The organism is Rhizobium sp. BK060 (assembly GCF_014193145.1).
In the GTDB taxonomy this organism is placed as follows: Bacteria; Pseudomonadota; Alphaproteobacteria; order Rhizobiales; family Rhizobiaceae; genus Rhizobium.
Genome location: NZ_JACHYW010000032.1, coordinates 23,244 through 37,287, shown reverse-complemented (window position 1 = coordinate 37,287; position 14,044 = coordinate 23,244). Strand labels below are relative to the sequence as shown.

General features: G+C 58.8%; 12 protein-coding genes. 6 read left to right on the top strand and 6 right to left on the bottom strand.

The annotated features are described in order from the left end of the window. Window positions 1-40: 40 nt before the first annotated feature. From alsC to FHT71_RS26445, 5 genes are all read right to left on the bottom strand, one after another. Window positions 41-982, bottom strand: coding sequence for a D-allose ABC transporter permease (alsC, locus tag FHT71_RS26465; RefSeq protein WP_183722772.1), 942 nt, complete (start codon window positions 980-982; stop codon window positions 41-43). Continuing rightward, window positions 979-2,529, bottom strand: a complete 1,551-nt coding sequence (locus tag FHT71_RS26460) for an ATP-binding cassette domain-containing protein (RefSeq protein WP_183722770.1) — start codon at window positions 2,527-2,529, stop codon at window positions 979-981. The genes alsC and FHT71_RS26460 overlap by 4 nt, the downstream gene beginning before the upstream one ends. Window positions 2,530-2,584: 55 nt before the next feature. Continuing rightward, window positions 2,585-3,523, bottom strand: coding sequence for a D-allose transporter substrate-binding protein (gene alsB, locus FHT71_RS26455; RefSeq protein WP_210294299.1), 939 nt, complete (start codon window positions 3,521-3,523; stop codon window positions 2,585-2,587). Between the two features lie 127 nt (window positions 3,524-3,650). After that, on the bottom strand, window positions 3,651-4,676 hold the full coding sequence (locus tag FHT71_RS26450) for a hydroxyacid dehydrogenase (RefSeq protein WP_183722766.1): 1,026 nt from the start codon (window positions 4,674-4,676) through the stop codon (window positions 3,651-3,653). 107 nt (window positions 4,677-4,783) lie between these two features. Continuing rightward, the gene (locus tag FHT71_RS26445; RefSeq protein WP_348649325.1) at window positions 4,784-5,902 is read right to left on the bottom strand and encodes an ROK family transcriptional regulator; all 1,119 of its coding nucleotides are present in this window, start codon (window positions 5,900-5,902) and stop codon (window positions 4,784-4,786) included. Between the two features lie 270 nt (window positions 5,903-6,172). Here FHT71_RS26445 and FHT71_RS26440 point away from each other — a divergent pair, with 270 nt between their 5' ends. From FHT71_RS26440 to FHT71_RS26415, 6 genes are all read left to right on the top strand, one after another. Beyond that, a complete protein-coding gene (locus FHT71_RS26440) occupies window positions 6,173-6,799 on the top strand; it encodes an SGNH/GDSL hydrolase family protein (RefSeq protein ID WP_210294298.1) in 627 nt (208 codons plus the stop codon). 103 nt (window positions 6,800-6,902) lie between these two features. After that, window positions 6,903-7,841 carry a D-allose transporter substrate-binding protein gene (alsB, locus tag FHT71_RS26435; RefSeq protein ID WP_183722760.1) on the top strand — a complete coding sequence of 313 codons (939 nt, stop codon included), beginning with the start codon at window positions 6,903-6,905 and terminating at the stop codon, window positions 7,839-7,841. Between the two features lie 360 nt (window positions 7,842-8,201). After that, window positions 8,202-8,693 (top strand): (2Fe-2S)-binding protein, encoded by a 492-nt coding sequence (locus FHT71_RS26430; protein ID WP_183722758.1) that lies wholly within the window; start codon window positions 8,202-8,204, stop codon window positions 8,691-8,693. Continuing rightward, on the top strand, window positions 8,690-9,682 hold the full coding sequence (locus tag FHT71_RS26425; protein ID WP_183722756.1) for a xanthine dehydrogenase family protein subunit M: 993 nt from the start codon (window positions 8,690-8,692) through the stop codon (window positions 9,680-9,682). Before FHT71_RS26430 ends, FHT71_RS26425 begins: the two co-directional genes overlap by 4 nt. Further along, window positions 9,679-12,063, top strand: a complete 2,385-nt coding sequence (locus FHT71_RS26420; protein WP_183722754.1) for a xanthine dehydrogenase family protein molybdopterin-binding subunit — start codon at window positions 9,679-9,681, stop codon at window positions 12,061-12,063. The genes FHT71_RS26425 and FHT71_RS26420 overlap by 4 nt, the downstream gene beginning before the upstream one ends. Before the next feature lie 63 nt (window positions 12,064-12,126). Then, window positions 12,127-13,068, top strand: coding sequence for an XdhC family protein (locus FHT71_RS26415; protein ID WP_183722752.1), 942 nt, complete (start codon window positions 12,127-12,129; stop codon window positions 13,066-13,068). 123 nt (window positions 13,069-13,191) lie between these two features. Here the strand turns inward: FHT71_RS26415 and FHT71_RS26410 are convergent, their stop codons facing one another. Further along, window positions 13,192-13,959: a glucose 1-dehydrogenase gene (locus FHT71_RS26410; protein ID WP_183722750.1), complete on the bottom strand. Its 768-nt coding sequence runs from the start codon at window positions 13,957-13,959 to the stop codon at window positions 13,192-13,194. Between the last annotated feature and the right edge of the window lie 85 nt (window positions 13,960-14,044).

The window sequence follows — 14,044 nt, the reverse complement described above, 5'->3', positions numbered from 1 at the left end:
CATAGCGTGTGAGGGTCTCGCTTCAATCCACGCGCCGCAGCTATCGCCGTGATCCCACCAGCCGGTCAAGCGAAACCGCTATGATAATCAAGCCGCCCATGACTACTAGCTGGTAGAAGGTGGGCACGCGAAGAAGGTTCAATCCATTGCTGATGGTCCCGATAATCAGGCCACCGATGACGACGGACGGGATGCGTCCCTTGCCGCCAAAGAAGCTGGTGCCACCAATGATCGCGGAGGCGATGGCAAAGGTCTCGAAACCTGTTCCCGCCGCAGGCTCTGCGGCACCCAGGCGCGCGGTGCTGAGGACGCCGGCAAGTCCCGCGCAGAGACCAGAGATCATGAAGACGACGAGGGTGTGAAACTTGACGTCGATCCCCGAGAAAAAGGCCGCCTCCTTGTTTCCACCCAGCGCGTAAATATTACGTCCAAGCTTCGTCTGCCGTGTCACCCACCAAAGTATCAATGCCATCGAGAGTGCGACAAGGATGGGGACCGGAACGAAGAATATCGATCCCGCAAATGTGTTCGTGAAGCTGTACGGGAAGCCGAACACCGGGCTCGCGCCCGACACGATCAAGGTCACGCCACGAAAGATGGCATTGGTACCAAGCGTAATGATGAATGGGTGGAGGCCGGTGAAGTTTACAAGTAGGCCGTTGATGGCCCCGAGAACAAGCCCAACCCCAGCGCCACCAACGAGCACCGCGGCGACTGGATCAAAACCCGCCACAAGGAGCTTGCCTGTAACAATGCCGGCAAGTGCGAGGATCGAACCGATCGAAAGGTCGATACCAGCGATCAGGATCGGGAAAAACTCTCCGAGCGCCAAAAGAATAGTGATCGAACTCTGTAGCACGATCTGCACGAAATTGTCTCGTCGCAGGAAGTACGCAGGAGAGAGGAAGCTGAAAAGCACCAGAATGACGATAAGAATGCAGAGAGTTCCATAGGTCTCCCAGAATTTTTCAAGGCGGCTCATTGGGCAATTCCTCCAATTGCGTATTGCAGAAGCGTCTCTTCGGTCGCTGTTGCGCCATCCACCAGGCTGGCGATGCTGCCTGCACGGAAAACAGCTATTCGATCACAAACCGACAGAACTTCCGGAAGCTCGGACGACACGACGATCACGGCCTTCCCTTCATCTGCAAGTTTTCGAATGATTGCGTAGATCTCGGCTTTCGCGCCGACATCGATGCCGCGGGTGGGCTCATCAAAAATGAAGACATCGGGTTGCGTCGCCATCCATTTACCGATCAGCACCTTTTGTTGGTTGCCCCCCGACAGCTCAGTGATGAGCTGATCCACCGATCGTGATTTCACCGCCAAGCGCCTCGCCTCCGTCTCTGCGAGCGCCCGATCTTCCTTGGACGATACGAGACCCCAGGCTCCACGCAGCGGCGCTCGCTTGACGCGCGACGAAACGGCGGTGTTTTCCAGGATGGTGAAATTTGGCATGAAGCCGGTCTGGCGGCGGCTTTCGGTGATGTAGGCCATTCCGCTCTTCAAGGCGTGAAGCGGCGACTTCGGGGTGATGTCCTTGCCATTCAGGACGATGGTACCGCTGGCGCGTTTTTCCGCGCCGAACAAACAATTCATCAACTCCGTGCGACCTGAGCCTATCAGCCCGGCAAAGCCGAAAACCTCTCCGTGGTGGACTTCGAAACTGACATCGCGAACGCGCGTCCGGTCCGCCGAAGTCACCCCACTGACGGTCAGGACCGGTGCTTTCGATCGATCGATCGGCTTCGCCGACAGAAACTTTTGCTGAACAACCCTTCCCACCATCATCCGGATCAGGTCGTCGTTGCTATAGTCGGCGATCGGCCCTGTACCGTTGGACATTCCGTCTTTCAACACAGAGAAGCGGTCGCCGATGGCGCGGACTTCGTCGAACTTGTGCGAGATGAACAGAACCGCCATGCCCTCGTCCCGGAGTTGCCGGACGAGAGCGAGCAGCCTGTCGACTTCGACTTTGGTCAATGAGGACGTCGGCTCATCCATGACGAGAACTCGGACGTCTCCCATGAGGGATTTGGCGATTTCGAGGATCTGCCGATGGGCGATCGGAAACTCAGCGACCGGGCGGCTGAGGTCAACATCGAGGCCCAGCTTGTCGAGAATGGTGTGTGCATGCTTCTCCATCGCCGACCAGTCGATCATCGGCAAGAGAAACCGACGTCGGACCGGCAGGCGACCAACGAACAGGTTCTCTAGCGCCGACAGTTCATTGATCACGCTGAGTTCCTGATAGATGATCGAGACACCAGCAGCAGTCGCCTGCGCCGGCGTCAGATGCGCGTGCGTTTCGCCGTCGATCGCGATCTCGCCGGCAGTCGGCGCATGAATTCCGGATAGGACCTTCATCAAGGTCGATTTGCCGGCGCCGTTTTCTCCAAGCACGACGTGAACCTCGCCGGCGTAGATGTCGAGATCCACGCCCTTCAGCGCGCGGATCCCACCGAAGGATTTTTCAATCCCACGCATCCGGACGATGGGCGTCGTTTTTTGCTGATTGTCTGACGTCATAAAACCGTCCTCCCGGTGAAACGGTCCGCCGCGCGAGTGCTGCGGCGGACAAAGGTCATTTGGTGACGAGGATGGAATCGACGGCGACCTGCTTAGCATCCGACCCGACGTCGATTAGCTTCCCGCTCTTGGCGGTCTCGACGACCAGGGCCAGGCCGTCAGCACCCATTTTCTCGGGGTCCTGAGCCACGGTTGCGGTAAGACGGCCGGCTGCTACCGAGTCCAGCGCTTCGGGTACTCCATCCGTACCCACGACGATGACTTGTCCCGCCCGCCCGGCGTTTTGCACTGCCTGGACCACGCCGAGCGCCATCGAGTCGTTTGCGCAGTAGAAGGCCTTCAAATCGGGTGACGACTGCAGGATGTTTGCTGCCACATCCAAGGCCTTCAGACGGTCCCAGTCGGCAGGCTGGCTCGCCACAAGTTTGACGCCGGATGCGGCGGACAATGTTTCGGCAGCTCCCGCCTTTCGCTCCTCGCCGGACGATACGCCCGGTTTTCCCTCCACGATCGCAACTTCACCGCCTGCCGATCCAAGCTTATCAATGATGAAGTCGGCGCCCTTTTTTCCGATCGTCTTGTTGTCGGTCGTCACAAACGCCTCGATGTTTCCTCCCGCCTGTTTTAGGCCGGCGACATCGATCTGCTCACCTATATTGACGAGCGCGATTCCGGATTTGTAGGCCGTGGCGGCCGGCTGCACCAGATTGACAGGAGAGATCGGCGCGAACACGACGCCTTTGTATCCACGGGTCGACACGTCTTCGAACAATTGCAATTGGGCCTGAGTGTCTTCTTCATTTGGAGAGGCGAAGACGTCGACCTCAACCCCGAGTTCGGCAGCCTTTGTCTTGGCGCCCTTCTCGACACTTTGCCAAAAAGGATTGGCAAGGGTTTTCAGGATAACAGCATAGTCGGCCGCCTGGGCTTGGGCTCCGAACACCACCGACGCCGCCAACGCTGCCGCGGCCAACATGACTTTACTGTGTTTCATTTTCATTCTCCTCCTAATGAACGGCACAGGGCCGCATTCCCGGCAGTCGCGCCGAGCTCGAGAGACCATTCCCTCGCGTTCAGAAAATCGTTTTTCCACTACGGCGTCCTGTGCCGCATTGCGGATGTCAGGAGATGGCCACCGGCTTGGAACGAAGCCTGCTCGCCGTCGCAGGGTCAGCGCGCCGGCATAGCTGTGGCGGCAAGCCCTTCATGATCAGCTCGGCGTCTGCAACCGCCATGGAGCCGATCTCGTAGAAGGCGTCGCGTGTGCCGCCCGTGCGATGCGCGGACAACAGAAGGCCCGGAATTGCGCGGACGGGGTCGTCGGCGCCTACGGGTTCCGTGGGAAAGACGTCTGTGGCCGCCCTTATGTGACCAGACCTGACGGCGTCGAGCATCGCCGGAAAATCGACAACGGCGGCGCGGCTCATCAACAGAAACGCCGAACCCGGCTGCATCAGGCCGAACTCCCGTGGACCGATGAACCCCTCGTTTTCACTGGTGACGCTCGCGAATACGAAGACGACGCGACTTTGAGCGAGCACCTCGTCCAACGTGCCAGGGATGCAATCGTGGCGTTCAATGATTTCAGTTGGAAGCCAAGGATCGAATACCCGCACCGCGTTTTTAAATGGGCGGATCAAGTCGCGCAGGTTCTTGCCGAGGTCGCCGAAGCCGATGATTCCGACCGAGGCTCCGGCAAACCGGAACACGCCATCGTTTCCGGCCAAACCGTATTGCTCAGTTCCGGCGCGGAATTCGCGGTCGGCCGCCGTAAGACCCCGCGCGAGATCAAGCGCCATTCCCAGCGCCGCCTCGGCAACGGGTGACGCAAAGGCCGACGCCGGCGTAATGACCCAGATGCCTCGCTCCACGCAGGCCTGGTAGTCGATGTTGGGCATGAAGTTGGACTCAACATTGATGATGGCCTTGAGCTTTGGTGCGCGGTCCAGCCGCTCTCTCGGCATATCAGTCTGACCGAAGATCAAGACTGTATCGGGCAGAAGCGCCTCGACCTGCTCGGGCGGCATCTGTCGGTCTTCTGAAATGACGACGTCACCCAGCTTCCCCAGCCTCGATCGCACGCCAGGTTCCATGATGAGTTCGAGCGTCCGCGGCAGCGGATCTACAAGTACGATATTGCGGCTCATGATGCCTCCCTAGTTTCCCGAAGGCAGATCTATCAGAAAAACGTTTTTCTGCAAGGTCTTTTTTTACGCGCTGCCGGCGACCCTCAACGATCGCCTCTGCGTCCCAATCAGTCCTTGAACAGCACGTCCTTGCCGTTCGAATATTTGACGAGAAGAGCAATGCTCGCCGCCCCGATGGTAGGCGCATTTTTCCCGAAGCTGCCTTCCATGACGGAAAACGAGTTCTGCCGCTCGAACACGAACGGCATCAGCTTCCTACGCGTCTCTCGCGCGATTCCTTTCCGAACGTGGACGGGAAAAGACCCATCAACGAAGAGGTTGTCGACATCCAGTAGAGCGACGATGCTTCGTGCGACGTGCGCGAGACCTGTGGAGACGGCGTCAATCCAGAGATCCAATGCCTCACCTCCCCTTAACCAGACATCATCGTCCAAGAGAGATTCGGGAGCGAGCCCAAGCGTTCGGCTGAACCCACTCAACGAGCCTACCTCACCGAGGGTCGAGACCTGGCATCCATCCTTTCCCTCGAGCAACACGGGCATGCTTCCGAGCGATCCAGCAAGTTTGCCGCTCCCTGGAAACACATGATGGTCCAGTACCACGGCGCCTCCGACCTCTTGGCCGATGTAGGCGTATACGAAGTCGTTAATCCCTAGTCCCGCGCCGAATATCAATTCGGCCGCCGCCGAGACGATCGCGTCATTGTAGAGGTAAACGGGCCATTCAAATAACGGATCAAGCTCCGCGCGGATGTCTATGCGCCGCCATTCCTCGAGCACCGAACCCCTCGCATCGTCGAGGCCCGCCCAATTCTTAAGGTAGAACGGCGAGGCTATCCCAAGCCCTGCAACTTTGCCCGAGATCAACCCTCGACGTTTGCGACTCACGTTCTCGATGAAGCTCTTTGCAAAATTCATCACGCCTGCAGGTGTCGGAAATTCAAATGTCGTCGTTTCGAAATCCAGCGGCTCGCCCAAAAAATTCACCAAGGCGGCGGCCGCCATATTTCGGCTGATGCTGAGGCCAAACGAGTAGGCTCCGTCATGCGCCAACGAGTAAGGCGTGGACGGCTGCCCAAGCTTGTTCCGAAGGGGCGTCAGCCGTGTCAGCAGCCCTTGATCTGCCATTCGGTTCACGATTGTGGTAATCGTTTGAGGCGCCAAACTGGTCAGCCGCGTAAGCTCCACCTTGGAGAGTCTGATATGCCGCCGAACGAGCGACAGCACCAACCGCTCATTGTACATACGAGTTTCGGCCTGAGTGCTGCCCCCGCTACGGATCGTCGCGTCAACGTCAACGCTGTAGAAGCTGTTCCCTGTCAAGCTAGCCCCGGTGTCAGATCGCCAATTAACCCAGAGAGAGCTACCAGTACAACACGCCGGTCGCAATAAAATTATTAAATCCCTCCACTGGAAGTAATTGCACGGTCTAACTGACATGTGGTACGACGCTTGCTGTTGGACTGTGGGAGGAATTCAGTGAGCAGACGTACGTGCATGTGTTTTGGCGACTCGAATACTTATGGAGCGGTCCCATCCTTGGCCCGCCAGGGTGGTCAGCGATTTTCATACGATCGCCGATGGCCTGGGCTTCTCGCGCGGGCGTTGGGACCTAGCTGGGACATAATTGAGGAAGGTCACCCTGGCCGCACCACGGTCCACGACGACCCGATAGAAGGCGCAAACAAGAACGGCTTAAAGGCGCTGTCCATTTGCCTCGAGTCGCATATTCCTTTGGATCTGGTCGTCCTAATGCTGGGAACCAACGACCTGAAGCATCGATTTTCGGTCACTGCCGGCGATATCGCCGACGGAATCGAATGCCTCGTCCGGTCGATTAAAGCCAGTCAGGCCGGCAACGGCGGAGCGTCGCCTGCCATACTCGTCGTCGCCCCCTCCCCCATCGCGGAGATCGGGCGCTTCGGAGAGATGTTCACGGGCGGAGCCGCGAAATCGCAGCGCCTCGGCGCGCTTATACGCGACGCCGCGCAAAGGAACGATGTTCACTTCATGGACGCTGGGGAGTTGGTGGAGTCGAGTGCTATCGACGGTATCCATCTCGATAGCGACGCCCATCGTGTTCTTGCAGGGGCGATCGCCACGAAAATCGGCACTATTTTTTGATCCGCATTAATTACATCCACTGGAAGTTATAATCTAAACTGGAGATCCGGTGCCGACAGCGTGCCGGGATGGAGCGGTTGAACCGCAAAAGGAGGAGAATGAAATGAGAAAAGGGCCAGCATCGCTACTAATTGCTATTGCCGTTGGAGCCTTCGCCACCGCCGCGTCGGTACAGGCCGCCGACTACGCTGTGATCTTGAAAACCCTAGGGGACCCTTATTGGCAGGACATGCAGAGCGGGATCCAGTCCAAGGCGAAAGAGCTTGGCGTGGACGTCGATATTTTTGCGCCACCAACAAATGACGATGCGCAGACACAGTTGCAGCTTTTTGAGGATGTTCTTAACCGAAACTACAAGGGAATTGCATTCGCGCCAATTTCCCCCGTCAACCTCGTGCAGCCTGCAGCGAGGGCCTACAAAGAAGGCATCGCCTTGGTGAACATCGACGACAAGGTCGACATAGCAGCGTTGAAGCAGGCCGGTGGCAATGTGGAAGCGACGGTCACTACGGATAATAACGCAGTCGGAAAGCAAGCCGCTGATCACATTATCTCGATGCTGGGCTCCGCCGGTGGAGATGTGGCCATCATAGAAGGAAAACCGGGCGTCGCGTCTGCCGAGGCAAGGAAGAACGGGGCTACGGCGGCATTCGCAAGCACGCCAAATGTCAAGCTTGTGACGAGCCAGCCCGCAGATTGGGATCGTCTGAAGGCGCTTGACGTCGCAGCAAACATCATCCAGTCAACGCCCGATCTCAAAGGTTTGTACTGCGTCAACGACACCATGGCGCTCGGGGCCATGCAGGCCGTGCAGAACGCTGGCAAGACAGGCGAGATATTCGTAGTGGGCACAGACGGCGTGCCGGAGGCAAGAGACGCCATCAAAGCAGGAAAGCTATCCGCCACCGTGGCACAAGATCCAGCGAGGATCGGCTCTGAAGGCTTGGAAATTCTGGTGAACGCAGCAAGATCCGGCAAGCTAATCGCGGTCGACTCTGATCCCAAACAGGTCGCCTTGGGCGCCATCCTGGTCGAGAAATAGCCACCATTCGGCGGGTGCCGTTGAGCCCCCGCCGCCCTCTACGACTGCGAGTGCGCACGGGCGCATTTGCCGCTTTTCATCTCCCGTTGGGATGCGTCGATTCATGTGCTCGCAGTGGACTAGCACAGCGCGGACGCTAGCAATTCACAGACATGCTGCGCGGCGCTTATAAGGCGGCGCGCCTGCTCAGAGAGGCCCTCTGTCGACCAACAGCAATAATTTCGCAACCGGTAGCTCATCCGGATCGTTCGACTCCGCATTTATAAATACGTTTTCTAACTTCATGCAGATATCGATCCCTAATCCTGGTGCTTGCGGCGGACTACTCTCTTCATCGGCAAGAACTCAACAGGAGGCGAGATGTCAGCAGCCCGTCAACTATCCATCGAGGTCAATGGCGAGCGCCACGACCTTCGACTAGACACCCGCGTCACGCTGCTCGACGCACTTCGCGAGCATGCGGATCTGCCCGGCACAAAGAAGGGTTGCGATCAGGGACAATGCGGCGCCTGCACGGTGCATGTCGATGGCCATCGCGTCCTAAGCTGCCTCACCCTTGCGGCCCAGGTCGAGGGCCGTCGAGTTACGACGATCGAAGGGCTTCAGACAGGCGATGGCGTGTTACATGCCGTCCAGACGGCCTTCATCGAGCACGACGCATTCCAGTGCGGATATTGCACGCCCGGCCAGATCATGTCTGCCGTCGCCTGCATTCGTGAAGGTCACGCGGGAAGCGACGATGACATCCGGGAATACATGAGCGGCAATATCTGTCGGTGCGGGGCCTACCCCCACATCGTCGCTGCCGTGCGAGACGCTGCCGCCCGCCTCAAGAAGGAGGCATCACTATGAGATCCTTCGACTATATTCCCGCTGAAAACGCGGATTCTGCTATTGCCGAGGCGGCGAAGCCCGAGACCCGCTTTCTCGCTGGTGGTACCACGCTAGTCGATCTCATGAAGCTCAACGTCGAGCGCCCCAGTCGCTTGGTTGACCTCACGCGCATCTCCGGTCTCGATACGATCGAGGTGACGAAGGACGTCATTCGCATCGGGGCGCTCGCCAAGATGAGCAAGGTCGCCGACCATTCGGACATCAAGGATGCAGCTCCCGTTCTTTCGGAAAGCCTGTGGCGCGCGGCCTCCGCGCAACTTCGAAACATGGCATCTATCGGCGGCAATCTGATGCAGCGCACGCGTTGCACGTATTTCCGCGATCCTGGCGCTTATTCGAACTGCAACAAGCGCAATCCCGGCTCGGGCTGCGCAGCCCTGGAAGGCGTCAACCGCAATCATGCGGTGCTCGGCACCAGCGACGCCTGCATCGCGATCTATCCCGGTGACTTCGCCGTTTCCCTTGTCGCATTCGATGCCAACGTCCTGGTCCGGGGCGGCACCGAGCGCTCGATCCCAATTGACGAATTCTACCTTCTACCAGGCCTGACCCCGCACATCGAGCATGAGCTTTCACCAGGTGAAATGATCGTTGGGATTGAAATCCCGCGTTGTGCGGCGCTGAAACGATCGCACTATCTCAAGGTCCGCGATCGTGCGTCGTACGAGTTCGCCGCGGCCAGCGCGGCCGTCGGAATTGAGCTCGAAGACGACGGGAAGACCATTCGGGACGTGCGCATCGCTCTTGGGGGAGTTGCCACGAAGCCATGGCGGGTTCGCAGCGTCGAAGACGCGCTCAAGGGCAAACAGCTCGACGAGGCACGGCTCCGAAGCGCAGCAGCGGCATCAGTTCAAGGCTCAAGATCGAGCGGACACAACGCTTTTAAGATCGATCTTGCACCAAAGGTCGTGGCGCGCGCCCTGATGACGGTAGGAGGTATAGCATGACGCAGAACGATGAATTCCAACTGGATCGCCGCACCGTCATGAAACTCGGCCTTGGCGTCGCCGCGGCCGCCTCTGCCGGGATTGAATTGCCGGGCAGCAAAGCAATTGCGTCCGAGCCAGCCAAACTAAAGAACCCTGCTCTGGGCGCACGCATTTCCCGCGCCGAAGGGGCGTTGAAGGTCGCTGGAAAGGCACGCTATGCGATCGAACAGAAGCTGGAGAACCTGGCCTACGGCGTGCTCGTTCAGTCGACGCAGCCGGCCGGTCGCGTCGTCCACATTGATACTACGGCAGCGAAAGCGCTGCCCGGAGTTCTCGCAGTTTACACGCCTCAAAACTCACTGAAGCTCAATCAAGCGACCGTCTACGCCAAGGGCGGTGGTGCGGTGGAGGCTTTCACGCCACTACAGGACGATGTCGTTCGCTTTAACGGGATGCATATTGCGATTGTCGTCGCGGAGACCTTTGAGCAAGCGACGGAGGCGGCACATCTTCTCAAAGCCGAATACGAGGCCGGGGATCCGATTTTTGACATCAATGACGCCAAGGCGAAGCCGCAACCCATCGATGCCATCAAAGCGGAGTGGGGTGATGCTCCCGCCGCACTTGCGACAGCAGCGGTCAAAGTAGACGTTACCTACACGACTTCTCGGGAATACAACGCTCCCATGGAGCCACATGCGTGCATCGCATCTTGGGAAAATGGGAAAATCACCGTTTGGGAACCGAGCCAGTGGGTCGGTGGCGCGCGTAGCGTCGTCGCCGAATGGATGGGCGTCGATATTGAGAACGTTCGGGTCATGTCGCCCTTTGTCGGCGGTGGATTCGGCTGCAAGATCGGACCGCACCCCCATGTGGCACTTGCCTGCGCGGCGTCACGCGAACTCGGGCGCCCGGTGAAGGTTTCGCTGACGCGCCCGCAGACGTTCACGGGGCTTGGCGGACGCCCAGCCACTCGGCAAGACCTCTCCATCGGCGCTACGAAGGACGGTAAGATCGTATCAATCGTTCAGGAAGGCTGGAACGAAACGGCGATCGACGAAGTCCATGTGGAGCCGTGCAACAATGTAACCACGCTGATGTATGCAACGCCGAACCTGTCCTCCAAACACAGCGTCGTCCCTGTCAACACCGTCCAGCCGGGGTGGAAGCGAGCGCCTGGGGAAAACCCCAGTGCATACGCTTTGGAAAGCGCCATGGACGAGCTAGCCTACGCGCTTGACATGGACCCTATTGCCCTGCGGCTTGCCAATTGGGCGGACAAAGACCCCCACAGCCAGTTGCCATGGTCAACGCGTCAATTGCGGGAAGCCTATGCCGCCGGAGCCGAAGCGTTTGGTTGGTCGAAGCGCAATCCCGTTCCAAGATCAATGCGCGAAGGCCGTGAACTGATCGGCTTCGGCATGGCTGCCGGTACTTATCCGATGCTGCGAACGCCTAGCGAAGCCAAGATTGTCATTCACGCAACCGGGAAGGTCGAAGTCCTGAGCGCCGGAACAGACATAGGCACGGGGACCTATACGATTTTGGCCCAGACGGCAGCCGAAGTCTTGGGTGTACCCGTCGAGACCGTAACGGTGAGGCTTGGCGACACCATCCTACCCCGGTCAGCCCTTGCTGGCGGCTCGCAGCAGGCCAACAACCTAACCGGAGCTGTCGACAAAGCCGCCAAGAATGCTCGCGAGGCATTGCTTTCACTCGCGGCCGGCGATCCAAAGTCGCCACTGGTCGCAGCCAGGGTGAACGACCTCACACTCGAAAACGGGATCGTCCGACCCACGCGCCGACCGAAGGGTGGTGTCGGCATTGCAGACCTGTTGAAGGCGGTCGGAAAAGACAAAATCGAAGTTGAGGGCAACACATTCAGCGCCGACGCCACCGAGGAGATGAAAAACGCCGCCGACCGGAGTTTCGTGCAAATGAAAGCTTCGCTGGAGGGTGGCGTCTCCGCCCACTGCTGGTGCGCGCAATTCGTCGAGGTCAGGGTCGACGAGGATTTTGGCACGATCCGAGTGAAGCGCATGGTCGCAGCATTCGATAGCGGCAGAATATACAATCCGAAGCTGGCAGAGAGCCAGTGGATCGGCGGCATGGTCATGGGACTCGGTCAGGCGTTGCTCGAAGAAGGCTTCGTCGACCAGCGTGACGGCCGGATCGCGAACGCCAATTTTGCCGACTACCCCGTCCCAGTAAATGCGGATGTTCCCGATATCATCGCACTTTCGGTAGGCATTCCGGACTTCCAAGCCAGCGCCCTCGGCGGCAAAGGAGTCGGCGAGATCGGTGTTGTTGGCGTCGCCCCAGCTATCGGCAACGCCGTCTTCCACGCGACTGGCAGACGCGTTCGGAGTCTCCCGATCACTCTGGAAAAACTGGCCTGAGAAAAGTCCGTTGCGGCCGAGCAAGCCTCGGCCGCAACGGGCTGCCAATGTGCTTGGGATCCCATGCTGAAATCACCGTTCATTCTCGATACTCGGCCCACTCCATATTGCGCGTTCATGACCGACGATCAGGAGGCGATCCTCAATTACGTCGCTGACGGAGCTGAAAAGGGTGGTGCTGCTCTAGTCACGCTCGTAGAAATCCGTGGAGGTGCCTCTCGGAGCCTGGGCGCTCAGATGGCTGTGCTCGCCGATGGCAGTTACTGTGGCTACCTGTCAGGTGGCTGCGCCGAGGCGGCGGTTGCCGCGGAAGCTCTTGAAGCGTTGCGGGGCGGGTCCGACCGATGTCTTCGCCTTGGGCAAGGTTCGGGGATTTTTGACATCGTGCTTCCTTGCGGCGGTGGCATCACGTTGGCAATCCACGTCGTGAGAGACACGAAGCCGCTCCGCCAAGTTCTATCCGGTCTCGGGAGGCGCAGAAGGATAGCGCTTGGCTATGACCCTGATGCTCAATCTATTGCTGCGGTAAAAGCGCCCGATGGCGGGGGGGCCGGATGGATGGAAAAATCGTTCGTTCGATCCTATAGGCCGAATCTCCGTCTGATCCTGTGCGGGCGGGGTATTGAACTGGAGGCGGCAACAAGGCTCGCAGTGGCCTCCGAGCTTCAGGTATTTTCCTTTGACGAGAGATCGCAGCGGCCAGAGTTCGATGAAGGCGACATAGACCCCGACACGGCTGTTGTCGTGTTGTTTCACGACCTCGACCACGAACGTCCTTGGCTTGAAGCTGCGCTGAAAAGAAAAGCCTTTTACATCGGGGCTCTCGGAAGTCGCGAAACGCATAAACGACGTTGTAGTGAACTTTGGGCGTCAGGCTTCACGCGGGTGCAGACGGACCGTATCAAGGCCCCGATCGGAATATTTGGCCCGGCTCGTGATGCAAGAGCACTGGCGCTTTCGGCGATCGCGGACGTTGTCTCCGTATACTCGACCTCCGCTTGGTAAGATGTAGGGCATCAATTCTGTACCCAACTTGGCCTGATTCCACGAGCCGATGTAGTGGGTCTCCGCGCCGTTTCACGATCAAACGAGCCGCGTCCAGGTCGACGCGACCCGCTCGGGAACGGGCTAGCGCGCAGTGAAGCCGCCATCCACAGGCAGCGCTGCTCCAACGACGAAACTCGCTGCCGCGCTGCAGAGCCAGAGAACTGAAGCCGCGATCTCTTCAGGACGCCCTAGCCGACCGATCGGCTGATCCAGGACAACCTGCTTCATCGCTTCCGCGGATACTTCGCCAAGTGCGGCGAACATCGGCGTCTCGACGACGCCGGGGCAAATTGCGTTCACCCGAATGCCACTCGGCGCGTATTCGAGCGCCACGCTCTTCGTAAGGCCTATCACCCCATGCTTCGTCGCGTGGTAGGCGGCCCGCCCAGACTGGCCAACGAGCCCGCCGAGAGAGGAACAGTTGACAATGGCGCCACTGCCTTGCTTCTGCATATGGAGAAGCTCATGCTTCATGCAGGTCCAGATGCCGCGCAGATTGACCGCGTTGACCTTGTCAAAGTCATCGCCTGTCTCGTCGGTGAAGTTGCCGGATGGTCCAGGAATGCCGGCATTGTTGAAGGCCATGTCCAGGCGGCCAAATTTTGTGATAACCCTTTCAATTAATGCGGCTACCTGCCTCTCATCCGCGACGTCGCACTTCACTCCAATAACGTCAAAGCCGGCCGCGCTGAGTTTGTCCGCGGCCGCGCTCACACGCTGCTCATCAATGTCGGCAAGAACAACGGAAGCGCGGCTCTCGGCGAATGCTTGGGCAGCCGCGAAGCCAATACCGGAACTCGCACCGGTTACGAGGGCGACAAGCCCGTGAAAATCATATGTGGGATTCATGCTATTTTCCTTCACGCGCGGAAATCCTGTCTTCGCCAGCTTTCACCCCTAGAACTTGCTGGGTTTGACGCGGCGTTGTTGCAGG

What these genes read in the sequence shown, in the direction of transcription:
- alsB (WP_183722760.1), top strand. Translation starts at nt 6,903, where the DNA reads ATGAGAAAAGGGCCAGCATCGCTACTAATTGCTATTGCCGTTGGAGCC.
- FHT71_RS26410 (WP_183722750.1), bottom strand. Translation starts at nt 13,959, where the DNA reads ATGAATCCCACATATGATTTTCACGGGCTTGTCGCCCTCGTAACCGGT.
- alsB (WP_210294299.1), bottom strand. Translation starts at nt 3,523, where the DNA reads ATGAAACACAGTAAAGTCATGTTGGCCGCGGCAGCGTTGGCGGCGTCG.
- FHT71_RS26415 (WP_183722752.1), top strand. Translation starts at nt 12,127, where the DNA reads ATGCTGAAATCACCGTTCATTCTCGATACTCGGCCCACTCCATATTGC.
- alsC (WP_183722772.1), bottom strand. Translation starts at nt 982, where the DNA reads ATGAGCCGCCTTGAAAAATTCTGGGAGACCTATGGAACTCTCTGCATT.
- FHT71_RS26425 (WP_183722756.1), top strand. Translation starts at nt 8,690, where the DNA reads ATGAGATCCTTCGACTATATTCCCGCTGAAAACGCGGATTCTGCTATT.
- FHT71_RS26420 (WP_183722754.1), top strand. Translation starts at nt 9,679, where the DNA reads ATGACGCAGAACGATGAATTCCAACTGGATCGCCGCACCGTCATGAAA.
- FHT71_RS26430 (WP_183722758.1), top strand. Translation starts at nt 8,202, where the DNA reads ATGTCAGCAGCCCGTCAACTATCCATCGAGGTCAATGGCGAGCGCCAC.
- FHT71_RS26460 (WP_183722770.1), bottom strand. Translation starts at nt 2,529, where the DNA reads ATGACGTCAGACAATCAGCAAAAAACGACGCCCATCGTCCGGATGCGT.
- FHT71_RS26440 (WP_210294298.1), top strand. Translation starts at nt 6,173, where the DNA reads ATGTGTTTTGGCGACTCGAATACTTATGGAGCGGTCCCATCCTTGGCC.
- FHT71_RS26450 (WP_183722766.1), bottom strand. Translation starts at nt 4,676, where the DNA reads ATGAGCCGCAATATCGTACTTGTAGATCCGCTGCCGCGGACGCTCGAA.